We start from the raw sequence: 22,147 nt of genomic DNA, 5'->3' as shown, positions 1-22,147 counted from the left end.
GCGCTACCCACCCAACCCCGGATCCGCCCATTGTTCGATTTGGGCTGGCCCCACGATCTGCTTGGGCTGGTGCGGATTGAGCGTGCCCGCGCTCACAGACCAACCCTTTGCCAGAATCTGCATCGCGAACAGCTTGGCGTCGACTTCCGATTTAAATTTGCGGGTCGAACGGACCATGCTCGTCGCACTCTCGTCGGTCCGCTCCGGCCCAAAACTTACATACCAAATATCAGGTTGCGTCATTGCCGGATAACGCGGATTGCGATTGACAGTTCCACCACAGGCGGCGTGGCGGGCAGATTCAGGTCGTCACATCGGGGAATTGCCGGTAGTCTAAAACCGCGGGCGGATGACGCGCGCGAAGCGGGGATTCTTAGGTGCACATATCCAACCAGGGCATTTTGGTCATCCTGTTTATCGGGCTCGTCGCCGGCTGGCTGGCCGGCAAGATCGTCCGCGGCACCGGTTTTGGGCTGATCGGCGACATCCTCGTCGGCATCGCCGGCGCGCTGGTTGCAAACCTTCTTTTGCCCAAGCTCGGCATTCACATCGGCACCGGCGTGATCAGGGAGATCATCAATGCGGCGATCGGTGCCGTCATCTTGCTGCTGGTGGTGCGGCTGGTGCGAACCGGCGGCCGTTTCTGACGTCGCGCTACCCATTGGCGCGGCTGACGGCGTCTGCGATCCATCGCCGCACCGCGGCAATGCACTGGTCCCGCGCCTGCCCGGTGCGGGACGCGAGATAAATTGTATCGTCCTGCGTTGCCTCGAAATCAAACGGGGCGACCGGCTTCTTGCCGGAGTCTGGCCGAGCCTTTGACGGGCGTCTTTGCTGGCGCGACGGCGAGCGCCACGAGGCCATCGATGGCCTGATCGACGTCGCTGAAGCCCAAGCGCGTCAACAGGGTTCGCAAGATGAGAGCAGTCGCGCTGTGATCCTCGACCACCAGAATCGGCATCGACAAACTCACAGCCATTGTTTTTCTCCCGTTCGCCGCCGTCCCACCCAGCCTACAGCAGCCGACCGGATCTTAAGCGTTTGGGCCCGCGGCGTTGCAGCGGCCGGGACAGTTATCAACGTGCCGGAACACTGCGCTCAATACAGGCAATATGTCCGGAACTATACGGGTTCTAAGATTTACGCATTCTTTAGCATATCCGGTTTAATCTCACTTCCATATCCGATTCTGCCGCGCGACGGATAGTTGGGAATTCCGCGCATGAGGAATTCCGATCGGGCTCCCCGACCAGTTCAGTGGATGCTGGGGTGCCAGCGCGTTCAAGCCATATCAGGGCAAGAGAAACGGCGCTCCGCAATGAATCTCAACATCCGGACCCGGCTAAACGTACTCGTCGCGGTGGCCATCCTGCCGTTGCTGGCGCTGGCGGGCGGCTTTCTGTTGGAGCGAATCAACGCCGACTACGCCGTTGCTCGGGCCGATGCCCGCGAAGCGGCGCAGCTCAGCGCGGCGCGCATCGACGATTATTTCGACCAGATGAATACTTTCTTGATCACGATCGGTCGAATGATCTCCAGCGATCCCGCCGACATCGAGAAGAACGATGCTCTTCTCCGGTCCGTCAAAGCCGACCTGCCGGCTTCCCTTAACAACCTCCTGATCTTCGATCTCAAAGGCAATAACATCGGAACGTCGCAATGGCCTTTGACCGAGACGAGCCGCATGTTTGCTGGCGATCGCCCCTATTTTGCCGCCGCGCTGCAGAAAAGAGTCACGATCAGCGAACCGATCGTCAGCCGGATCGGCCACAATTGGGTTGTTGCCATAGCGCGGCCGCTGATTGACGATGCCGGCGTCGTTCGAGCCGTTCTGGTTCTCGGCACCAACCTGGCGCGCATCAACGCAGTGACCGATGCGGCAAGTCTGCCGCACGGCAGCGCGGTCAGAATTCTCACGGAGCGTGGCACTATCGTTGGCCGCACCGATCGCCCCGACTGGACCGGGCGCGACGTCGGAAAAGATCCGATTGTCGTCCGCCAGCTTGCACTCGGAGAGGCTAGCGAAGAGACGGGTTGGCTCGACGGCACTATGCGCATGACGGCGTCGGCCAGGGTGCGGTTCGTCCCGTGGGTTGTGACGGTAGGGCTAACCAAGGATACAATTGCGAGGGCATCTGAGCGCGCGCAATGGTGGCTTTTCCTGATCTCCATTGCGATCGGCGCGGCATTTCTGCTTGCGTGGTCGTTCTCATCGGGCATAGTTCGCCCGATACGGCAATTGCAACGGGACGCAGATGTTATCGGAGCTGGTGAGTTCGGCCATCGGTCACACGCCAGGGCCACGGGCGAGCTGGCGCATTTGATCGAAGCCTTCAACAAGATGGCGGATTCGTTGCTGCAGGCCAAGGAGACGGCCGAGGCGGCGACGAAAGCCAAGTCCGAATTCCTGAGCGTCATGAGCCACGAGATCCGCACGCCGCTCAATGGCGTGATCGGCATGATGGGGCTCCTGACCGATACCAAGCTCGACCCGAAGCAGCGCAACTACGCTGAGATGGCGAGGCAGTCGGGAGAATCTCTGCTGGATGTGGTCAACGATGTTCTCGACTTCTCGAAAATCGAAGCCGGCAAAGTCGAGCTCGAAATCATCGATTTCGATCTCTACGACATTGTCGAGAGCGTTACCGGCATGGTGGCCCTGCGCGCCGCCGCCAAGGGGCTGGAGCTGGCCAGCCTGATCGACCACGATCTGCCAGAGACCCTTCATGGCGATCCTTTCCGCCTGCGTCAGATCCTCGCCAATTTTGCCGGCAATGCGATCAAGTTCACCGAACGGGGCGAGGTGGTGTTGCGCGCCAGGCGGCACGCCGGGACCAAGGATGGGGTGACGATCCGTTTCGAAGTCACCGATACGGGAATCGGCGTCTCCCCGGAGCAACAGTCACGCCTGTTCGAGGCGTTTGCGCAGGCTGACCTTTCGACGACGCGGAAGCATGGCGGAACCGGTCTCGGTCTCGCTATCTCCGCGCAGCTCGTAAGACTGATGGGCGGTGAAATAGGTGTGGATAGCGAACCCGGAAAGGGCAGTACATTCTGGTTTTCTGTTCCGCTGGGTCTCTCGTCCGCCCAGGCGCGGCGTCCACACATGGACCTGCGCGGCTTGCGCGTGCTTGCGATCGACGACAACGCGGTCAACCGTACGATTCTGCATGAGCACATTGTCGGTTGGCAGATGCGCAACGGCAGCGCCGAATCCGGTGCCCGTGCTCTCGAGATGCTGCGCGCGGCAGTGGCGCGGGGCGAGCCTTACGACGCGGCGATCGTCGACATGCAGATGCCGGGCATGGACGGGATGGCGCTCGCGCGCGCCATCAAGGCGGACCGTTCGATCGCAGGTACGCGACTAATCCTCCTGACCTCGATCGGTCAAATCGGCGGCGACCCGAACCACGATGGATTTTTCGATGCCTGCCTCACGAAGCCAGCGCGGCAATCGGAGCTTTATGACTGTCTGGCGCGCGTCATGGCGGGTGCCGAACCGGCCGAAGGCGAATTCCTGCGTGTTGAAATCCCTTCGGCCTCTCAAAAACGCGCGAAGAGATTGGTAAAGCCGCGGGCCGGGCGTATCCTGATCGCCGAAGATAATGTCGTCAATCAACAGGTAGCGATCGGTGTCCTCGCGACGCTTGGCTATCGCGCCGATGTCGTGGCCAATGGCCGCGAAGCCGTCGAGGCCGTGGACCGCGTGCCTTACGCTGCGATCTTGATGGATTGCCAGATGCCGGAGATGGATGGCTATCAGGCGGCCCAGGAGATCCGGCGACGCGAAGGAACCGGCCGGCATACCCCAATCATCGCGTTGACCGCCGACGTGTTGAAGGACGCGCGTGGCAAGAGCTTGTCAGCGGGAATGGACGACCACATCACCAAGCCTCTCAACCCGCTGGAACTGGCCGCCGCTCTCGACCGATGGCTGCCGGGTGTTGACGAACTCGAAAGCCGAGCTGTCGCGGCTGCGCCGCGACCCGAGGGCGCCGTCGATCACACCGTGCTTGACGATTTGCGCGAACTCGAACGCGCGGGAGCGCCCGGATTGGTGAAAGAAGTAACGGATCTTTTCCTTCAGGATACGCCGCGGCAACTGGCCGATCTGCGAGATTCCCTGCAGGAAGGCGATTCGGCCCGTCTGGTTAAGGTCGCCCATACCCTCAAGGGAAGCGCCGCTAATCTGGGCGCCCGCGAAATGGTTCGGATATGTGCCGAACTCCAGGAACTCGGGGAAGCTGAAAACATCGGTATAGCACCGTCGCTGGTCGCCGACCTCGAAAGACAGTTCGAGCCAGTTCGCGATGCGCTCTTGTCCGAGGATGCAAAGGGGTAAGCCATGCGCATCCTTGTTGCGGAAGACGACGCCGGCTCACGTCGGATCCTCGAAGCCGCGGTAACGTCGCTTGGTCATGAATGCGTCGCAGCAATCGACGGTGAAGAGGCCTGGCGCCTGTTCGAGACTGTCGATGTGGATGCCGTCATCAGCGATCGCATGATGCCCGAAATGGATGGCATCGAATTGTGTCGCCGAATCCGGGCGTCTGGGAGAGACACATACACCTATTTCATCTTTCTGACGGGATTCGACAAAAAGGCAGACGTGCTGAGCGGCATGGAAGCCGGCGCGGACGATTATCTCAGCAAACCTCTCGACCTCAATGAGCTGAGGCCACGACTGCTCGTCGCGTCGCGGGTCACATCCCTGCACCGGCAACTATCCCAGCAGTCAGCGCAACTGGAGCGACTCAATCGTCAGCTCTTCGAGCAGGCACGTACCGACCCGCTGACCCAGCTTGGCAGCCGGCTCAAACTGAGCGAGGACCTCGAAAACATCCACGCGAGGGCGGATCGCTACGGCCACAGCTATAGCGCCATCATGTGCGACGTCGATTTTTTCAAGGCATATAACGACAGCAAGGGGCATCTCGCCGGCGATGACGTGCTCCGGGCCGTGGCGCGGACACTCATGAATACGGCTCGGCGCGGCGACCAGCTCTATCGTTACGGGGGCGAGGAATTTCTGATCCTTTTGCCCGAACAATCCCTCGACGACGGATTGATGGCGGCCGAGCGCTACCGGCAGGCAATCGAGGAATTGGCGATCCCGCACGATTCCAATCCGACGGCCAAGGTCGTGACCATCAGCGCCGGGGTGGCGTTGCTATCGCGCATTAAGGGCAAATCGGTGGGTGCATGGTTGAATGAGGCGGACGCCGCGCTCTACCGCGCAAAACAGCAGGGACGCAACCAGGTTGTGCGGACCGACGCGGAATGAGGCCATCGACAACACGCTGTGGGCAGCGAACGAAGACCAGCCTTGCGCCACCGTGCGGGTGACACTGTCGCGCGAGCGCGCGGTGGAAATCCCCGGATTTGCCGACGAGACAAGCGAAGCCGTCGATCCCACGCGATATCCGCTGCGCGCCTTGAAAGCCGCCCACGGCCGGCCGTGGTTCATGGACGCCATGGAGGCGCGCGCCGGCGATGGTGTCGCCTGGTTCCGCCTCAACCACGCGATAATTGACGGTGCCGGGCCGCTCTCGTCGGTGCTGGGGCCTGCGGATTGGACCCATGGCATCGCGCGGCCGTTCCAGAACGTGGTGACGGATCCCAACCCGAATCTGACGGCTCAGGCAGCCCAAGGCGAATGGGTGGGGGTTCGCGCCCAGACAACGTGGCGGCCCGCTGCCGGCCTCGGAATCGGAAGCGGCGTGCTGCTGGACCTGAACGGCGAGGTCGGCCGGGTCGCGATGTCGGTGATCCTGGTGCCGTTTCCGAAGCCGGAAACGGCAGCAAAGCCCGCGCCGGCGCCGATTTAGGCCGTTTTATCGGCTGATTTCCCCGTGTCCGCGCCAATGTCACGGGATGAACCGCATTCAGGTTAACGTGACTTAAATAGACGCTGGCCACAAACATCGGTAGAACCAGCCCGTTAGCTAATCCCTTTTGCAGAGACACGAATTGATGGCAGCTGCTCCCGGTGTCCGGCGGTCCGAACTCGGTATTGCGCTGCGCGCCTGTCGCAACGCGTTTATCGGCGTCGGCATCATGAGCTGCATGATCAACTTGCTGTATCTGACCGGCTCGATTTTCATGCTGGAGGTCTATGACCGCGTGATTCCGAGCCGGAGCGTGCCGACCCTGATCGGCCTGGTCGTGCTCGCCGGGGGACTATACGTCGCCCAGGGTGGCCTCGACCTGATCCGGGGCCGGATTCTCGGCCGCATCGGCACCGCGCTCGATGAAGCCATCAATGCCCGCGTGTTCGATACCATCGTGCGCCTGCCGCTGATGGTGGGCGCCCGCAATGAAGGCCTGCAGCCGCTGCGCGACCTCGATAACGTGCGCTCCTTCCTCGGCAGCCAGGGGCCGGGCGCGTTTTTCGACCTGCCCTGGCTGCCGTTCTACCTCGCCATCTGTTTTGCATTCCACTGGCTGCTGGGCCTGACCGCGCTGGTCGGCGCCATCATCCTGGTGATCCTCACCGTGATCACCGAAGTGATGTCGCGCCAGCCGGCCAAAGACGCCATGACACTGGCGGCGCGGCGCAACGATCTGGCGGCAACCAGCCGGCGCAACGCCGAAGTGCTGGTCGCGATGGGCATGGCCGGACGGCTGACCAAGCGCTGGACCGAGGCCAACGAGACCTATCTGGCCGGCAATCAGCGTGCCAGCGACGTCGCGGGAGGCCTCGGCGCAATCGCCAAGGTGCTGCGCATGATGCTGCAATCGGCGGTGCTGGCGGTCGGCGCCTATCTGGTGATCCATCAGGAGGCGTCCGGCGGTATCATCATCGCAGGCTCGATCCTGAGCGCGCGGGCGCTGGCGCCGGTCGATCTGGCGATCGCGCACTGGAAGGGTTTCGTCGCGGCGCGCCAGAGCTGGCATCGCCTCAACAAGCTGCTTGAACAGATACCGGCGCAGAACACCCAGACCTTGCTGCAGAGCCCGTCGAAACGATTGTCGGTCGAGGGCGTCACCATCGTGCCGCCCGGCGATCAGCGGGTCATTGTTCAGGATGTCACTTTTGCGGTCGAGGCCGGCACCGGCGTCGGCGTGATCGGCCCCAGCGGATCGGGCAAGTCGTCGCTGATACGCGCACTGGTCGGCGTCTGGATGCCGGTGCGCGGCAAGGTGCGGCTCGATGGCGCCGCGCTCGACCAATGGTCATCCGATGTGCTCGGCCGTCACGTCGGCTATCTGCCGCAGGACGTCGAATTGTTCGCCGGCTCGATCGCCCACAATATTTCCCGTTTCGATCCCGACGCCAAATCGGATGCGATCATCACCGCGGCCAAGGAGGCCGGCGTGCATGACATGATCATCAAGATGCGCGAGGGCTATGACACCCAGATTGGCGAGCAGGGGACCGCGTTGTCGGCCGGGCAGGCGCAGCGCGTCGGGCTGGCGCGGGCGCTGTATGGCCATCCCTTCCTGATCGTGCTCGACGAGCCGAACTCCAACCTCGATACCGAGGGCGACGAGGCGCTGACCCGTGCCGTTCGCGCCGCGCGCGAGCGCGGCGCCATCGTGATCGTGGTGGCGCACCGGCCGATCGGCATCGAGGCGGTCGATCAATTGCTGGTGCTGAAGGACGGCCGCATGCAGGCGTTCGGGCCGAAGGAAACCATTCTCGGCCAGGTGCTGCAGCGCGCCGTCCCGGCGCCGCCCGCGCCGATCAAGATCGTTGCCCCTGGAGCCAAATCATGAGCGAGGAGTTGAAAGGCGCCCGCCGTTCGATACGGTCGCATCTGGTTGTCGGCCTGGCGCTCATGCTGGTGCTGGTGGGCGGATTCGGCGGATGGGCCTCGACGGTGCCGATCTCAGGGGCGCTGATCGCGCCGGGATCGGTGGTGGTCGATTCCAACGTCAAGAAGGTGCAGCACCCGACCGGCGGCGTGGTCGGCGAAGTGCGGGTGCGCGACGGCGATACCGTCAAGGCCGGCGATGTCGTGGTCCGTCTCGACGAGACCGTGGTCAAGGCGAGCCTTGCGATCGTGGTCAAAACCCTCAACGGATTGTTGGCGCGGGCGGCGCGGCTGGAGGCCGAACAGCGCGGCACCGACAAGATCAAGTTTCCCCCGCTGCTGGCTGATCGTGCCGACGATGCCGACGTCAGGGACGTCATGGCGAGCGAAACCAAATTGTTCGAGGTTCGTGTCCACGGCCGCGCCGGGCAAAAGGCCCAGCTGCGCGAGCGGGTCATGCAACTCAATGAGGAAATCGAGGGCCTCTCGGCGCAGGAGAAAGCCAAGGACAAGGAAATCTCACTGGTCGAAAAGGAACTGGTCGGCGTCCGCCAGCTCTATGACCAGCGCCTGATCCAGATCTCGCGCCTGACCACGCTGGAGCGCGATTCCGCCCGCCTGTCGGGCGAGCGCGCGCAATACATCGCCTCGCGCGCCCAGGCCAAGGGCAAGATCACCGAGACCGAGCTGCAGATCATCCAGATCGACAAGGAACTGGTCAGCGAGGTTTCAAAGGATTTGCGCGAGACCAACGACAAGATCGGCGAGTTCGTCGAGCGCAAGGTCACCGCGGAAGATCAGCTCCGCCGCATCGACATCCGGGCGCCACAGGCCGGCATGGTGCTGCAATCGACGGTGCATACCGTCGGCGGCGTGATCACCGCCGGCGACGCCATCATGATGATCGTGCCGCAGGCCGAGGATCTGTCGGTCGAGGCCAAGGTCAATCCGCAGGATATCGACAAGCTGCAGATCGGCCAGAAGACATTGCTGCGGCTATCGGCCTTCAACCAGCACACCACGCCGGAGCTGAACGGCAAGGTCACCAGGGTGTCGGCCGACGTCACCACCGAGCAGCGCACCGGGCAAACCTATTACACGATCCGCGTCTCGTTGCCGCCGCAAGAAGTCGCCCGCCTCGGCGACAACAACAAGCTGATCCCGGGCATGCCGGTGGAAGCCTTCGTGCAAACCGGCGACCGCACCATGTTCTCGTATCTGATGAAGCCGCTGAGCGATCAGCTGATGCGCTCGTTCAGGGAGAAGTAGTTCGTCGTCCCGGTTTGGGTGGATCTCGTCGTCCCGGCGAAGGCCGGGACCCATAACCACAGGCTTTAGTGGTTGGCAAAATTCGTCGAACAGCGTCCCTTAAAGCGAGCGACACGGCGTATGGGTCCCGGCCCCCGTGCGCAATTGCGCACTAGGCCGGGACGACACTGATGGCCGATCAATAGCACCGCGTGATGTTGATGGTCGTCTGGCCGTTACGTCCGGGAACCGTGACGGGCTCCGAGGAACAGCTCGACACATAGGGCCGGTCGGACGGCACAACGTTCGGCGGATAGCGATGCGCCCAATCCCAGGGCACGTCATAGGTATAGGTGTAACGGATGTCGCGCGTGGTGGACTGCGGCGCCTCGACCACGGTCTCGCCATTCGACGGCGAATAGTAATAGCCGCCGCCTCCCGGCCAGTAGGTCCCGACATTGTGCCGGCGGTGATGTCCGAAACCGTGGACGCCCGGCGAATGGGGCCCCGAACGCACGCCACCTGGCGCTGTTCCTGATCTTGCGAATGTATCGCCCGCGGCAAGCAAAATTACGGCTGCGCTGAGAGACGCGACAAGCGCCGAATGCATTCTATACGCCATGGCACATACCAATCGTTGGTTTCCAGGCGGCTCCCCCAAGCCGCTCCCTGACGTACGCTAGGTCGGGCCTTTCGGGCCCGCAAACGCATACTTAATGATTGGTTAAGATGTAACGTTAATAGGGGCGTCTTTCGAGTGAATCCTGCCGTCCTGGCTCAATAAACCTCCGTCGTCCCGGCGAAGGCCGGGACCCATAACCACAGGCGCTCGTGTGGCGCGAAAGCTGTCGAACAGCGTCTCTCAAAATATGGGCCGCGGCGTATGGGTCCCGGCCTTCGCCGGGACGACGTCAAAATTACCGCCTGTCATATTCGTCCGGTCCCATCGCCCAGGCCCATTGTTCGTGGCCGGGCGCGTAGGTGCGGTTGGTCTCTGCCGGGTTGCGATTGACCAGCGGCCGCATGAACATCGGGTGCGTGGCGCTGCGCACCTCGTGCTCGACCGTGAACAGATGCTTGCCGCTGTCGAGGTCGACGATGTCCTTGAAGCGGTACTGGTACGGGTTGTCTTCCTGCGAGACCAAATTGCGCTCCAGGAGCTTGCGGTAGGGGCCCGAGAAGTCAGTGATGTAGATCTGCACGTGGTGGCCGTCGAATTCCGGCTGCTTCCGGTCGGTCTCGCGGAATTGCAGATATTGATCCTTGCCGACCTTGACGCGCGCCGTGGCGCCGTCGCCGTTTTTGAGTTCGGCCGGCATTCCCATGATCTCGGGGTAGAAGCCGCAAATGGCTTTCGCGGAGCCGACCGGCACGTCGAATTCGACATAGGGAATGCCGAGCGTGATGCGGCCGAAGCGCGCGGCGTCGGGTTCATAGCAGCGTACGCGATTGCCCCACGGGCAGATCGCCTCGACATAATCATTGTGTTCGCGATACGCGAATTTGGTGCCTTCGAGCTTTTTGGCGACCGACGCCAGCCGTTCGAGCAGCGCCTCACGGCCTGATATCACGATGCCGGTATGGCCGCGCAGCACCTGTGCCTCACCGCTCGGCAGATGAAACTGGCTCTTGCCGACATTCACCCACATGTTGCTGTCCGACACCATCAGATAGGGATCGCGCGTCAGTCCGAGCCCGGTGACATAGAACAGCGTCGCCAGCCGCTGATCGGGCACGAAGACATTGACGTGCTCGAAATGGATCGAGTTGCCGAGGTCTTCGGCGGCGCGGTCGAACGGCTGTTGCATGGCTGCGATCCCTGGAGGTTCCAGCGGATTATAGTCAGGCGCGGTGCCATGATCCAGCCGTCGCCGCGACGGCAGAGCAGGTATCTTCCCCGAGCGCATCACGGGCATCGCCGATCAGACATTCAAAGGGTGCGGCGGATATACCCAGCCGGTCGTGCAGGGATTGGTGATAGGATAGCTTCGATAAGTGAGCGATCGGAAAGCCGGGATGCTGCGGCGCAGGCCGTCGTCGCGGCGCGACCACAGACGGGAGCGGGTGCCGAGATGATCACAATCCCCCAATTGACCGCGCAAGCCCTGGGTTCGTTCCTGTCACGGGAAACCGAGGGACGGTTCGGCGCCTCGCATTCCGATTTGACGAAACTATTGCCTTTTGCCGCGAGGCTGACCCTGGAGTGCATCGGTAACAGCGATGCGCTGTATCACAACATCGAGCACACCATGCTGGTGACGCTGGTGGGCCACGACATCCTGGTCGGCCGCGCGCTGGCGCGCGCCACCACGGCCGACGATTACGCCAACTTCATCATGGCCTGCCTCGCCCATGATATCGGATATGTCCGCGGCGTCGTCCAGGGCGACGAGGATGATGCCTTTGTCGCTGATCTCAGCGGCCGCAAGGTCCATCTGCCGGTTGGATCGTCCGACGCCGCACTCGCGCCCTACCATGTCGACCGCTCAAAGCTGTTCGTGATCGAGCGGCTCGATGCGATGGAGGAAGTCGACGCGGGCCGGATTTCCCGGGCGATCGAATACACCCGCTTTCCCTACGCCACTGGTCCGAACGACGGTGACGACCTCAACGAGGAGGAGGGATTGCTGCTGCGCGCGGCCGATCTGATCGGCCAGCTCGGCGATCCCAATTACATGCGCAAGTCGAATGCGCTGTTCTACGAATTCGAGGAAATCGGGCTGAACAAGACGCTGGGCTACGCGACGCCCGCCGACATCGTCTATCGATTCCCGCAGTTTTATTGGACTAACGTCGCGCCGCAGATCCAGCTTGCGATCCGCTATCTCAATGTCACCTCCAGCGGCCGGCAATGGATCGCCAACCTGCACAGCAACGTCTTCCGGGCCGAGCGGGAGGTGAATCTGTCGGGACCGCAGCGATAAGCGTCGCGCGATCAGGGTCTGGCGCATATTCCGGCGTCGTCCCGGCCTTGAGCCGGGACCCATAACCACAGGCATTAGTGATTAGGCAAAGTCGTCGAACAGTGTCTTTCAAAAACAGAGGACACGGAGTATGGGTCCCGGCTCAAGGCCGGGACGACGATGGTGGTTATCGCGACACATTCTCCAGCAACAGGCCCAGCGCCGTGCTCGCAAACTTCTGCATGTTCGCCTGGCGGTCCGCGCTGCCGGTCTCGAGCGTGAACACCGCATTCTGCGGGCCCGCGACCGCCATGCAGCTGTGGCCGGCGGCGTCGCCGTAGCGGTTGCCGGTCGGTCCCGTGGCGCCGGTCTCCGACAGGCCCCAGTCGGTGGCGAAGCGCTGGCGCACCTGGCTCGCCAGCAGTTTGGCATAGGGCTCCGACGCCGAGCGGAGGCCCTTCATCGCCTCATCGGAGATATCCATCAGGATGCGCCGCGCGTCGCGGGTGTAGACCACGCCGCCGCCGAGGAAATAGGCGGATGCGCCGGGCACCGAAAGCAGCGCCGCCGAGATCAGGCCGCCGGTGGAGGATTCCGCGATCGCGATGGTCTGTTTTCGCTCGATCAGTTTGACGGCGATCTTCTCGGCGATCGTTACGAGTTCTTTCATTCCTCAACTCCGGCGCAGCATTCGTTTCAGCAATGACTTCCTGTCGGGCTTGTCCGCCAGCGAATGATAGACGACGCGAATGAAGTTCTTGGAGGCGAGCTCCGTCGGCGCCCATTTCTTGTCGAGATCGGCGAACGGTTTGGCGGCCAGCACGTCGTCTTCGCTCTTGCCTTCCTTCACCAGGACAGCCATGCGGTCTCGCGCGGTCACCAGCATGGCGCGATATTCGGTCAATGCCGCCTTGTAGGCGATCGGCCCGTGGCCCGGCACGATGCGGCTCTTGGCGTTGGTCATTTTGAGATAGACGTTGGCCGCCGCGATCATGCCCTTGATGTTGCCGCCATTGGCGAAGTCGATGTTGGGATAGCGGCCATTGGTGAAGGTGTCGCCGGTCGACAGCACATTGGCGGTCTTGAACCACACATAGGTGTCGCCGTCGGTATGGGCGTGGGCGATGTGCCTGAGATCGGCGACGCGGCCGGGAAGCCGGATCTTGAGCGTCCCGCCGGCATAGGTCTTCTTCGGCAGCGCGCCGGCTGCGGCCGGCGGCGTCTTGACGCCGGTCAGGCCGTTGGTGGTTCCCTCCGCCAGGCGAATCTTGACGTTGACGTCGGAAACGATGGTGACGCCGTCCTTGGCGAAGGCTTCATTCCCGCCGGTATGGTCGCCGTGATAATGCGTGTTGATGAGGTATTTGATCGGCAGGTTCGAGATGGTCGATATCGCGGCCTTGATCTTGTCGTGCAGCGGCGCGAACTGGCCGTCGACCATGATGATGCCGGTTTTGCCGACCGCCACCGTGATGTTCCCACCCTGGCCCTCGAGCATGTAAACGTTGTCGCCGAGGTCGGTGGTCTTGATCTCGACCTTGGAGAAATCGACCGGCGGGGGGGCGGCAGGCGGGGCAGGGGGAGCTGTCTGCGCGGCTACCGCGCCAGCCAGCAAAAGGGTGATGGCAACCGCCGTGCTTCCAGTCCGAATCATCAAAATCTCCTAAGGGCCGACCCATGTTTTCCTAGCACAGGGGGCTAGCGTTTGCCGAGTTGCGGCGCACCGACCAGCCTGCTTGAATGCGGCCAAAGAACCAAGCGGCGTGGCTTACAAGATGCCGTGAGACCGCGGGCGCGCACGGGAAACCGGGCAAGAAAACCTGGGTTAGGAAACATGGGCAAGGAAACATCATGACGTCACCGATCGCAGGCGGCGTGGATTGCGACCTGCATCCCGCGGTGCCCCATCTGACCAGCCTGCTGCCGTACATGAACGATTACTGGCGCGACCAGGTGACGACGCGCGGCATGACCGATCTGGTGTCGCAATCCTATCCGGCCAATTCGCCGATCAGCGCGCGCCCCGATTGGCGGCCGGCGCAGGGCAAGCCGGGCTCCAGCCTCAGCGACATGCAAAAGCAGGCGCTCGATCGGTTTCAGGTCAGCTACGGCATCTGCAATCCCTTGTATGGCGTGCAGATGGTGTTTTCCGAGGACATGCAGGACGCCTTCTGCCGCGCGCTGAACGACTGGCTGGTGCAAGAGTGGCTCGACAAGGATTCCCGCCTGCGCGGCTCGATCGTGATCCCGACCCAGAGCGTGGAAAAATCAGTCGCCGAGATCGAGCGCTGCGCCAAGGACCCGCGCTTCGTTCAGGTTCTGATGCTCGTGATGGGCGACATGCCGCTCGGCAAGCGCGCCTATTGGCCGATCTATGCCGCCGCCGAGCGGCTCGGGCTGGCCGTCGGCATCCACGCCGGCTCCGCCTATCACAACCCGCCGACCTCGGTCGGCTGGGGTTCCTATCATGTCGAGGATTACGTTGCCCAAGCGCAGGCGTTCCAGACCCAGTTGACCAGCCTGATCGTCGAGGGCGTCTTCGCCCGGCATCCGAAGCTGAAGATGGTGATGCTGGAAAGTGGCTTCACCTGGCTGCCGTCTTACCTGTGGCGGCTGCACAAGTTCTGGCGCGGGGTGCGGATGGAAACGCCCTGGGTCGACCGTGCGCCGCTGGAGATTGTGCGCAGCAACATCCGCTTTTCGCTGCAGCCAGTCGACGCGCCGCCGGATCCCGCCACGTTAAATCGCCTGTTCGACCATATGCAGTCGGACGAATTGCTCCTATTCTCAACCGACTATCCGCACTGGCAATTCGACGGCGACGAGGTGCTGCCGGAGGGGATTTCGGAAGGTCTTGTGCGCAAGATCATGATCGATAATCCGCACGCGACCTATCCTCGTCTAACGCAGCCCGCGCTCAAGGAGGCAACGCCATGAATGTGCAGTTCCGCACCGAGCCGTCAGCGTCTGTCAGCGTCAAGACCGCGATTGCCGATTGCGACATCCATCCGGCGCGCGCCACCGGGACCGAGCTTTATCCGTTCCTGGCAAAACGCTGGCATTCGCATCTGGAGACCTACGGCAAGCACGCCTATCAGGGCATGATGGAAGGCCCGCCCTATCCGAAGGCGCAGCCGAATGCCTCGCGCCGCGACGCCTATCCGCCGGAAGGCGGCAAACAAGGCTCCTCGCTATCCTTCATGCAGGAGCAGCTGCTCGACCCCTACAATGTCGAGCTCGGCGTGCTCAATCCGCTCGACACCGGGCAGGGCCTGCGCAACCACGATCTCAGCGCGGCGCTGGCGACCGCGATCAACGACTGGCAGATCGAGAAATGGACCAGCAAGGATTCCCGCCTGAAGGGTTCGATCGTCGTCGCCAATGAAGACGGCCCCACCGCCGCCGCCGAGATCCGCAAGCGCGCCGGTGACAAGAACTTCGTGCAGGTGCTTTTGCTGAGCCGCAATGTCGAGCCGCTCGGCCAGCGCCGCTACTGGCCGATCTATGAGGCGGCGCAGGAGATCTGCCTTCCCGTCGGCGTCCACGCCTTCGGCTTCGGCGGCAATCCGATCACAGCTTCCGGCTGGCCGAGTTTTTACATCGAGGAGATGGTCGGCCATTCGCAGTGCCAGCAGACCGCGCTCGCAAGCCTCGTGCTCGAGGGCGTGTTCGAGCGCTATCCCAAACTGAAGATGGTGATGATCGAGGCCGGCTTCGGCTGGGCGCCCTCGCTTTCCTGGCGGCTGGACAAGAGTTTCGACCGGCTGCGCAGCGAGGTGCCGCATCTGAAGCGCCGGCCGTCGGAATATATCCGCGATCACATCTGGTGGACCACGCAGCCGATGGAAGATCCGGAACGGCGCGAGCATCTGTTCGAGGTGATCGAATGGATCGGCTGGGACAAACTGCTGTTCGCGACCGACTATCCGCACTGGGATTTCGACGAGCCCTCGCGCGTGCTGCCCCCCGGCGTCAGCGACGCCAACAAGCAGGCGTTCTATCTCGACAATGCCAAGAAGCTGTACGGGATAATTTGATGGCGCGGCATGTGATTGCCCCGGTGGACGAGTTGCCGCCGGGCACGCGAAAATTCCTCACCATCGACGAGCGGCCGATCGCGATCTTCAACGTCAAGGGCGAGTTTTTCGGCCTGTTGAACCGGTGCCCGCATCAGGGCGCGGCGCTATGCGAAGGGCCGCTGATCGGGCTCGCCACATCTTCGGACCCCGGCGAGATCGAGTACACCAAGTTGGGCGAGATCATCCGCTGCCCCTGGCACGGCTGGGAATTCGATATCCGCACCGGCCAGTCCTACTGCGACCCCAAGCGCTTCCGCGCCCGCGCCTATCCCGTCAATGTCGAGCCCGGCACCAATCTGGTGAAGGGGCCGTATGTCGCGGAGACCATCGCGGTCTCGGTCGAGAGCGATTACGTGGTGGTGGATCTGTAGCGGCCGCCGTTCCCGTGAACGCCGGCCGCCTCTTCCTCAAACCGCGTCTTTGGCAACCTTGAGCGGCGACGCCTTGACCGACTTGCTGGCCGGCTTGGCCGCGAACTCCATCGGCTCTTTCGTGAACGGATTGATGCCGCTGCGCGCTTCGGTCGCCGGCTTGTTCACGACAGACATTTTGACGAAGCCGGGAATGACGAACTCACCGGATTCATTCAGCTCCTTGTAGCCGACGGTGGCCATCTGCTCGATGACGGCCTTGACGTCATTCTTGGAAAGCTGCGTTCCCTCTGCGATTGCATCGATCAACTGATTCTTGGTCATCTTGGCCATTGAAAATTACCTTTCTGTGTGGAGGACTGAGAACGGATTGAAGCGCACGCGTTATGCTGGGTGCATAACCCGGTCTGGAGCGCGGCAAGGCCACGCAAACGCTTCCCGTTCATGGCTGCGGTCATGAAAGCTACCGGGCTTAAAACCTATCGAGGCCCAAAACGCAAGGCGTAGATCGGCCTGTGGGGAACCGCTTTCCGAATCGATCGGCACCTGCAGGAGGCTTGTATAGTTGCGGGCGCCGCCGGCGTTCTGCGAGGTTACGCGCTGCTACGGCTGCCCTGATCATCTTGCAATGACACAACAAAATCCCTTCAGCCGCGATGAGGGATGCAGGCGGCAGTTCAGCCCTGGCTTCGAGCTATGTGCCGGCCATCGACATGAATATTCAATCGCTTGTTGAAAAATCCGGAGGAAAAAATCTCCACAACACGGTTGGCTTCGCTCGTTTTCAACGCGCCACGCAGCAAGGCCGTGCGGTTGTAAAGCGACACACCGGAGGCTGAATCAACCAGCTGCCCGTCGATGTGCAACTTCAAAATCATCAATCCGGCTTTCTCCATATCCGGGACCGCGCTGCATGCGATCTGATGTCCTTCAAAGGTCGTCGTCACTTCCTCGGTAAACACACCCATTGCTTGATCTGCTCTATCCCGTTGCCCACCGAAATTGGCGGAGTTCGTCGAACTGCGGCGAGCCGTCCTGGCACGCCGCCTTCGCCTCTATGGCTTTAACGTTCTCTGCAGCAGCTTGATGCCGTCGGCGAGCGCGCGCTGCATCAATAGCGTATCGACGCCGTAGGCGATCATGCGAAAGCCTTTGGCGCGGAAATCGCGCGCCCACTTCTCGTCGCCGGCGAGGAAGCCCGGCGTCTTGCCGTGTTTCTGGCAGGCCTGGACCAGCTTATCGACAGCGCTGTGGAATTTCGGATTGTCGAACTGCCCCGGGATGCCCATGAAGTTCGTCAAATCGTAGTGGCCGAGCCAGACCACGTCGACGCCATCGACCGCCGCGATCGCATCGACGTTCGCGATACCATCAGCGGTCTCCACCAGCGCGATCACCATCGTGCGCGCGTTTGCCTCGGCGATCTTGTCGGTCTCGGCTCCGCCGGCATAGTCATCATGCGCCGCGACATTGAACGCGGCGCCGCGACGCCCAACGGGCGGATATTTCGTGCAACCAACGATCGCCCTGGCTTGCTCGGATGTTTCGACCATCGGCACCATGATGCCCATCGCGCCGATATCGAGCGCGCGGGCGATGTGATGATAGTCGCCGGAGGGAACGCGCACGAGAGGCACCAGATCGAGCCCGCGGCAGAATGCGAACTGCGCTTTCATTGTTTCGAAGCCGACGCCCGAATGCTCCATGTCATAGAGGATGAATTCGGCGCCGGCCTCGCGGCAGATCGAAGGATAGCCCGGCGTGAAAAACTCGAACGTCATCGTTCCGAACGCACAGCCGCCGGCCGCAAGCCGTGGTTTTATCGGGTTTGGACGCAACGGATTTTCCTCCGAAGGTGACGTTCAAGCGTCGTGCATGGTGAACACGGCGACGCAGCCGGGCACACGCGTTGATGCAACTTTACGCACGGCCGCAGTCCCTATCAATGCTGCCGTCCGGAATGGTGGGGTCTTGCACGCGGCCGGCGTAAACCGTCTGCCCGCTGACGATGGAAGCGCCGACATCAGGCGGTTGGACCGATATGTCGGTGAATGGACCCAAAGCGGACATATTCAAAGCGCTTATTGCGGGGCTACCACTGCGCCACGCCAATGGTGGTGGCCCATCATATCGCCAACAGGACGGATGGCGGCACCATCGACGGACAAGTCAATCCGCTTCTTTCAGCCGCGGAGACAGACGGCGCAGCCGACTCTCCGCCTGAGTAACGAGATTTGCATTTCGCACTCAGCCGTCGTTCGCAGGGGAACCTATGCGCTGCTGTGGACTATATACTCAAAGGGAGAAAACCAGATGAAGCTCAAATTCGCACTTCTCGCACTGGCCACTTTAGCTGGCGCTGCGCTTTCGACCGGAACCGCTTCGGCTATTCCGCTCGCCCCCTTGGGACAGCTCCAGCCTTCGAATGTCGAAAGTGTTGCAGTGGTCTGCGGTCCGCGCGGCTGCGTTCGCACAGCGCCCGTGTATCGGCGAGGAGCCTACGTCGTCCGCCGCCCGTATGTACGTCGCGGTTATGGATATCATCGGGGCTATCGTCGCTACTAATCTGGAAAGATGGCTTCGGCGATTTTGTCAGCTTTGGGATGAGATCCGAAGGGAGCCACACACGGTCAAAGCGAGCAAAATGCCAAAGCTGAATTGAAGTGACGTCCGCGGCCAGCTCGCGGATCAGCGAGCGGCCGCGGGAAAACCTGTGCGGCTAGGCCGCCGCAGGCGGTCCGAACCAGATGGTCAGCGCGTCGGCGAGTCCTACCTGGGTTGAATCGCCGACCCAGGCCACATATCCATCGGGCCGAATTAATACGGCGTCGGGAGCGGTGACCGCGCCAAGTGCCGGAAGCTCCCACGCGCCATCATACTTGGCGTCGATCAATTGGACCCGATCCGCCCATGGCGCGATGTCGAGGCTGCCGCGCTCGGCGAGATTGAGCAGCACCGGCCGGGCATCGTGCAGCAGGGTGAACACCCGCAGCGGGCCGCCTTCGGTGACCAGGTCGAGATCGGGCATGCGGCGTCCGAGCAGCTTGTGTCGCGCGCCGAGATCGTAATGAATACCGAGACCGGACATGTCGGCGGCGAACCGCTTGCGCGGCTCGTCCATGCGCATCAGTTCGGACACGGCCTCGCCCAAGGCGTTGCTGCGGTCGTCGGTGCGGAGCAGCGCGACTTGCGCCATCGTGTTGCGCAGCGCGATGGCCGCGACCGGGTGCCGCTCGGCATGGTAGGTATCGAGCAGGCTTTCCGGCGACGTCTGCTTGACGACCTGCGCCAGCTTCCAGCCGAGGTTCACCGCATCCTGCACACCGAGGTTGAGGCCCTGTCCGCCGGCCGGGTAGTGCACGTGGGCGGCATCGCCGGCCAGCAGCACCCTTCTGTCACGGTAGGAAGCGGCCTGCCGGGTCATGTCGGTGAATCGCGAAATCCAGGTCGGACTGTGGATTCCGTAATCGGTCCCGAAGATATCGATCAGCGCCTCGCTGAGATCGCTTAAGGTCGGCTCGCCGCCGGACCCGACGTTTCGCTCGGTCACCATGACCCGTAGCGGCCCCCCATCCAGGTAGACTATTTCGCCGTCGCGGATCTCGTAGTTCAACTTGCCGAAGGAATGGACACCAAAATCATTGCGGTGGATGCCCAGTTTCGGCTGCTCGGTCACCTCGACCTCGGCGAGCAAATTGCTGACGGTCGGGTCCGATCCAGGGAATGCGATGCCGGCGGCTTTACGGATCAGGCTGCGTCCTCCGTCGCACCCGACGAGATATTGTGCGCGCAGCGATGCGCCGCCAGACAGCGCGACGTCCACGCCGCGGTCGTCCTGCGCGAAACCTGTCACCTCCATTCCTCGATAGATCGGCACCGCCAGCTCGCGGGCCCACTCGGCCAGGATGCGCTCGATGTGGTTCTGCCATAGCCCGAGCCCGTAATTGTGCCGGGTGGGAAAGTCGCTGATATCGAGCGGAACGTGGAAGTGCACGACCCCGAACGTCTGTCCCTCTGAGAGGAACCGATCGGCGATGCCGCGCTGATCGAGGATCTCGATGGTGCGGGAATGCAGACCGCCGGCGCGTGAGCCCGCCAGTTCCTGGCTGGCCCGCCGCTCGACAATGGCGACGTCGATACCCGCCAACGCCAACTCGCCCGCCAGCATCAGCCCTGTCGGACCGCCTCCGGCGATCACCACCGCATGCTCAGTCTTTGCCGCACCCATGTCGTCCCTCCCGCTGTTGGCTTCGGCCGGCGTTCTACGGGATGACCGGGGTCTTGAAGCAAGCCCCTTGCGCGCTACATATCAGTGTGGGGAGGCTGGGTATTCCGCTTTTTGCGGACAGAAGCCCGCCATTCAAGCCATCACCGCGTTCAAGGCCGCCACCGGTTCGGGCGAGGCGATAAGGGTTTTTGCCGCCACTGGAACGGTTCGGGCAACCAGCCGCTCGAGATCGCGAACCGTCTGCTGCTCGACGAACTTGACCGCGATGCCGTTGGGCAACAGCCGCACGACGCGTCCGACGCAGGCGCCGACCGCGAGCGGCATGCCGACGGGCGGCTGCACGGCGGTCGACACCGCAACGCCCGTGACCGAGCAATCGATGATGAAGCAGGAGTGAATCGAACTATCCGCCAGGGTCAGCGTGGAATGCGGATTGGGCGGCACGAAGCGCGCATTCTTTCGCAGCTCCAGCATCGCCGGATTTTTCTGCTTCTTCTCCAGCCAGGTCAGCATGTCAGAGAGTTTTTCGCGCCGCTCGCGCGTCATCTCCAGCTCGATCATGAAACTGCGATTCATCGTGTCGCTGATGCTGCCCTCGAATTTTCCGAAGTCGCGGAAATACGACGTCAGGCGGTCGCCGATCTTGCCGACCACGGGCACCTCGACGATCATGCGGTACGGCGACACGCGCGTGGTGCGGCAGGCGAAGGTACGAAGCTTGCCCTGCGGGTCATACCAGTTCGGCAGCGTGTAGCTGCCGCCGACGATGACATTCACCGCTCGCTGGCTGAGGAAATCCTGAACAGGCACGATGGATCCTTGGGGCAAACGGGAGAGTTTGAGCGGCCGCTGATCTTTGTCAGCTTGATAGGCTGCTCCTCGGTCATTCGCGACCTCGGGCGCACCACGCGAAACGCCGTTCGCTCGTGGAGAGCTGAAGCAATCTCGAAGCGGTAGCCTTTAAGGGCACTTCCTGAAGGGGAGGTAAAAGGGTAGGCGGAATCGGCAACTATCCTAATTTTCCATGAATGGAACTCGATCGGCTCGCCGCCGACCGGCCCCGACGGCCGCGCTCGGCGTAGCCTTGGCGACCTGTCCGCCGTAGCTCAACGAGCGAAGGCGGAAGGCGGGGCAAATCGGTTCCGATTTTCGGAAATCGTGTCAAGCCCTGAAATAAAAAACATTTCTGTTTACCAGAAGGAAAATCAGGTGCATATCTTTGGCCATCCCGTCCTACTCAGAAGGGCGTCGGCCGTCGTCACGGACGTTGGACGGGTTGCGGTGGACGCTGATGTGCTGGCGACGAACGGCACTGACGCGTACGGCGAAGTCGTGTGGTCCTGGCGCCCCGTTGCTGGCGTCACGTTCGTGAGGAGCCAAACGCTTCTTGCGGGCAATGGTGGCAAGAAAGCCCGTTCACCAGGGAGAGCACGATATAAGCCGTAAAGCCATTGCGCAGGGAAGGCCGGGTGTTCTCCGCTGGACCTGTATGCTCGTGTGCATTTTGTTTTGTGCAAACCGCACGCGAGACCGCGGGTGCAGCGCGCACCCGGTCTTCCCT

General features: G+C 62.3%; 21 protein-coding genes and 1 pseudogene. 10 read left to right on the top strand and 12 right to left on the bottom strand.

Translation table 11 applies throughout. The annotated features are described in order from the left end of the window. Positions 1–3 precede the first annotated feature (3 nt). On the bottom strand, positions 4–177 hold the full coding sequence (locus JQ567_RS31000) for a hypothetical protein (protein ID WP_212442346.1): 174 nt from the start codon (positions 175–177) through the stop codon (positions 4–6). Positions 178–377: 200 nt separating this feature from the next. Here JQ567_RS31000 and JQ567_RS30995 point away from each other — a divergent pair, with 200 nt between their 5' ends. Next, on the top strand, positions 378–647 hold the full coding sequence (locus tag JQ567_RS30995; protein WP_212442345.1) for a GlsB/YeaQ/YmgE family stress response membrane protein: 270 nt from the start codon (positions 378–380) through the stop codon (positions 645–647). A 128-nt stretch (positions 648–775) separates the two neighbouring features. On the opposite strand, the gene JQ567_RS30990 is transcribed toward JQ567_RS30995, so the two are convergent. Continuing rightward, on the bottom strand, positions 776–961 hold the full coding sequence (locus JQ567_RS30990) for a hypothetical protein (RefSeq protein WP_212442344.1): 186 nt from the start codon (positions 959–961) through the stop codon (positions 776–778). Between the two features lie 357 nt (positions 962–1,318). On the opposite strand from JQ567_RS30990, the gene JQ567_RS30985 reads away from it, so the two are divergent. The 5 genes from JQ567_RS30985 to JQ567_RS30965 all read left to right on the top strand — a co-directional run bounded on the left by JQ567_RS30985 (position 1,319) and on the right by JQ567_RS30965 (position 9,026). Continuing rightward, entirely contained in the window at positions 1,319–4,342 is a 3,024-nt protein-coding gene (locus JQ567_RS30985) for a hybrid sensor histidine kinase/response regulator (RefSeq protein ID WP_212442343.1), read from the top strand. 3 nt (positions 4,343–4,345) lie between these two features. Continuing rightward, positions 4,346–5,284, top strand: coding sequence for a diguanylate cyclase domain-containing protein (locus tag JQ567_RS30980; protein WP_212442342.1), 939 nt, complete (start codon positions 4,346–4,348; stop codon positions 5,282–5,284). Further along, entirely contained in the window at positions 5,262–5,828 is a 567-nt protein-coding gene (locus tag JQ567_RS30975) for a hypothetical protein (RefSeq protein WP_249165842.1), read from the top strand. The genes JQ567_RS30980 and JQ567_RS30975 overlap by 23 nt, the downstream gene beginning before the upstream one ends. A gap of 145 nt (positions 5,829–5,973) precedes the next feature. Then, on the top strand, positions 5,974–7,719 hold the full coding sequence (locus tag JQ567_RS30970) for a type I secretion system permease/ATPase (RefSeq protein ID WP_212442341.1): 1,746 nt from the start codon (positions 5,974–5,976) through the stop codon (positions 7,717–7,719). After that, on the top strand, positions 7,716–9,026 hold the full coding sequence (locus tag JQ567_RS30965; protein ID WP_212442340.1) for an HlyD family type I secretion periplasmic adaptor subunit: 1,311 nt from the start codon (positions 7,716–7,718) through the stop codon (positions 9,024–9,026). Before JQ567_RS30970 ends, JQ567_RS30965 begins: the two co-directional genes overlap by 4 nt. A gap of 178 nt (positions 9,027–9,204) precedes the next feature. Here JQ567_RS30965 and JQ567_RS30960 read toward each other — a convergent pair whose 3' ends face one another. Further along, complete coding sequence (locus JQ567_RS30960) at positions 9,205–9,522, bottom strand: hypothetical protein (RefSeq protein WP_312017496.1); 318 nt, start codon at positions 9,520–9,522, stop codon at positions 9,205–9,207. Positions 9,523–9,922: 400 nt separating this feature from the next. Further along, complete coding sequence (locus JQ567_RS30955) at positions 9,923–10,813, bottom strand: VOC family protein (RefSeq protein ID WP_212442338.1); 891 nt, start codon at positions 10,811–10,813, stop codon at positions 9,923–9,925. 264 nt (positions 10,814–11,077) lie between these two features. Here JQ567_RS30955 and JQ567_RS30950 point away from each other — a divergent pair, with 264 nt between their 5' ends. Beyond that, positions 11,078–11,929, top strand: coding sequence for a metal-dependent phosphohydrolase (locus JQ567_RS30950; RefSeq protein ID WP_212442337.1), 852 nt, complete (start codon positions 11,078–11,080; stop codon positions 11,927–11,929). Between the two features lie 166 nt (positions 11,930–12,095). Here JQ567_RS30950 and JQ567_RS30945 read toward each other — a convergent pair whose 3' ends face one another. Beyond that, the gene (locus tag JQ567_RS30945) at positions 12,096–12,578 is read right to left on the bottom strand and encodes a CinA family protein (RefSeq protein ID WP_212415356.1); all 483 of its coding nucleotides are present in this window, start codon (positions 12,576–12,578) and stop codon (positions 12,096–12,098) included. A 3-nt stretch (positions 12,579–12,581) separates the two neighbouring features. Further along, complete coding sequence (locus JQ567_RS30940) at positions 12,582–13,562, bottom strand: MBL fold metallo-hydrolase (protein ID WP_212442336.1); 981 nt, start codon at positions 13,560–13,562, stop codon at positions 12,582–12,584. 197 nt (positions 13,563–13,759) lie between these two features. Here JQ567_RS30940 and JQ567_RS30935 point away from each other — a divergent pair, with 197 nt between their 5' ends. The 3 genes from JQ567_RS30935 to JQ567_RS30925 are packed head-to-tail and all read left to right on the top strand — an operon-like array spanning position 13,760 to position 16,358. After that, positions 13,760–14,845 (top strand): amidohydrolase family protein, encoded by a 1,086-nt coding sequence (locus JQ567_RS30935; RefSeq protein ID WP_212442335.1) that lies wholly within the window; start codon positions 13,760–13,762, stop codon positions 14,843–14,845. Continuing rightward, entirely contained in the window at positions 14,842–15,945 is a 1,104-nt protein-coding gene (locus JQ567_RS30930) for an amidohydrolase family protein (protein WP_212442334.1), read from the top strand. Before JQ567_RS30935 ends, JQ567_RS30930 begins: the two co-directional genes overlap by 4 nt. Beyond that, on the top strand, positions 15,945–16,358 hold the full coding sequence (locus JQ567_RS30925) for a Rieske (2Fe-2S) protein (protein WP_212442333.1): 414 nt from the start codon (positions 15,945–15,947) through the stop codon (positions 16,356–16,358). Before JQ567_RS30930 ends, JQ567_RS30925 begins: the two co-directional genes overlap by 1 nt. A gap of 36 nt (positions 16,359–16,394) precedes the next feature. On the opposite strand, the gene JQ567_RS30920 is transcribed toward JQ567_RS30925, so the two are convergent. The 6 genes and pseudogenes from JQ567_RS30920 to JQ567_RS38410 form a co-directional block, all read right to left on the bottom strand. Then, positions 16,395–16,691, bottom strand: coding sequence for an HU family DNA-binding protein (locus tag JQ567_RS30920; RefSeq protein WP_212206028.1), 297 nt, complete (start codon positions 16,689–16,691; stop codon positions 16,395–16,397). A 344-nt stretch (positions 16,692–17,035) separates the two neighbouring features. Then, positions 17,036–17,326 (bottom strand): hypothetical protein, encoded by a 291-nt coding sequence (locus JQ567_RS30915; RefSeq protein ID WP_212442332.1) that lies wholly within the window; start codon positions 17,324–17,326, stop codon positions 17,036–17,038. 87 nt (positions 17,327–17,413) lie between these two features. After that, a complete protein-coding gene (locus JQ567_RS30910; RefSeq protein WP_212442331.1) occupies positions 17,414–18,139 on the bottom strand; it encodes an HpcH/HpaI aldolase/citrate lyase family protein in 726 nt (241 codons plus the stop codon). Positions 18,140–19,077: 938 nt separating this feature from the next. After that, the gene (locus JQ567_RS30905) at positions 19,078–20,586 is read right to left on the bottom strand and encodes an FAD-dependent monooxygenase (protein ID WP_212442330.1); all 1,509 of its coding nucleotides are present in this window, start codon (positions 20,584–20,586) and stop codon (positions 19,078–19,080) included. A 132-nt stretch (positions 20,587–20,718) separates the two neighbouring features. Beyond that, on the bottom strand, positions 20,719–21,396 hold the full coding sequence (locus JQ567_RS30900) for a PilZ domain-containing protein (RefSeq protein ID WP_212442329.1): 678 nt from the start codon (positions 21,394–21,396) through the stop codon (positions 20,719–20,721). A gap of 550 nt (positions 21,397–21,946) precedes the next feature. Next, positions 21,947–22,147, bottom strand: a pseudogene (locus tag JQ567_RS38410) (hypothetical protein); the annotation flags it as partial.

Origin of the sequence: Bradyrhizobium sp. AUGA SZCCT0431, assembly GCF_018131065.1 — a bacterium.
GTDB lineage: Bacteria > Pseudomonadota > Alphaproteobacteria > Rhizobiales > Xanthobacteraceae > Bradyrhizobium.
The sequence above is the reverse complement of the archived record's forward strand: the minus strand, read 5'-3'. Positions and strand labels throughout refer to the sequence as shown.

What these genes read in the sequence shown, in the direction of transcription:
- JQ567_RS31000 (WP_212442346.1), bottom strand. Translation starts at nt 177, where the DNA reads ATGGTCCGTTCGACCCGCAAATTTAAATCGGAAGTCGACGCCAAGCTG.
- JQ567_RS30990 (WP_212442344.1), bottom strand. Translation starts at nt 961, where the DNA reads ATGCCGATTCTGGTGGTCGAGGATCACAGCGCGACTGCTCTCATCTTG.
- JQ567_RS30985 (WP_212442343.1), top strand. Translation starts at nt 1,319, where the DNA reads ATGAATCTCAACATCCGGACCCGGCTAAACGTACTCGTCGCGGTGGCC.
- JQ567_RS30980 (WP_212442342.1), top strand. Translation starts at nt 4,346, where the DNA reads ATGCGCATCCTTGTTGCGGAAGACGACGCCGGCTCACGTCGGATCCTC.
- JQ567_RS30970 (WP_212442341.1), top strand. Translation starts at nt 5,974, where the DNA reads ATGGCAGCTGCTCCCGGTGTCCGGCGGTCCGAACTCGGTATTGCGCTG.
- JQ567_RS30965 (WP_212442340.1), top strand. Translation starts at nt 7,716, where the DNA reads ATGAGCGAGGAGTTGAAAGGCGCCCGCCGTTCGATACGGTCGCATCTG.
- JQ567_RS30955 (WP_212442338.1), bottom strand. Translation starts at nt 10,813, where the DNA reads ATGCAACAGCCGTTCGACCGCGCCGCCGAAGACCTCGGCAACTCGATC.
- JQ567_RS30950 (WP_212442337.1), top strand. Translation starts at nt 11,078, where the DNA reads ATGATCACAATCCCCCAATTGACCGCGCAAGCCCTGGGTTCGTTCCTG.
- JQ567_RS30945 (WP_212415356.1), bottom strand. Translation starts at nt 12,578, where the DNA reads ATGAAAGAACTCGTAACGATCGCCGAGAAGATCGCCGTCAAACTGATC.
- JQ567_RS30940 (WP_212442336.1), bottom strand. Translation starts at nt 13,562, where the DNA reads ATGATTCGGACTGGAAGCACGGCGGTTGCCATCACCCTTTTGCTGGCT.
- JQ567_RS30935 (WP_212442335.1), top strand. Translation starts at nt 13,760, where the DNA reads ATGACGTCACCGATCGCAGGCGGCGTGGATTGCGACCTGCATCCCGCG.
- JQ567_RS30930 (WP_212442334.1), top strand. Translation starts at nt 14,842, where the DNA reads ATGAATGTGCAGTTCCGCACCGAGCCGTCAGCGTCTGTCAGCGTCAAG.
- JQ567_RS30925 (WP_212442333.1), top strand. Translation starts at nt 15,945, where the DNA reads ATGGCGCGGCATGTGATTGCCCCGGTGGACGAGTTGCCGCCGGGCACG.
- JQ567_RS30920 (WP_212206028.1), bottom strand. Translation starts at nt 16,691, where the DNA reads ATGGCCAAGATGACCAAGAATCAGTTGATCGATGCAATCGCAGAGGGA.
- JQ567_RS30915 (WP_212442332.1), bottom strand. Translation starts at nt 17,326, where the DNA reads ATGGGTGTGTTTACCGAGGAAGTGACGACGACCTTTGAAGGACATCAG.
- JQ567_RS30910 (WP_212442331.1), bottom strand. Translation starts at nt 18,139, where the DNA reads ATGACGTTCGAGTTTTTCACGCCGGGCTATCCTTCGATCTGCCGCGAG.
- JQ567_RS30905 (WP_212442330.1), bottom strand. Translation starts at nt 20,586, where the DNA reads ATGGGTGCGGCAAAGACTGAGCATGCGGTGGTGATCGCCGGAGGCGGT.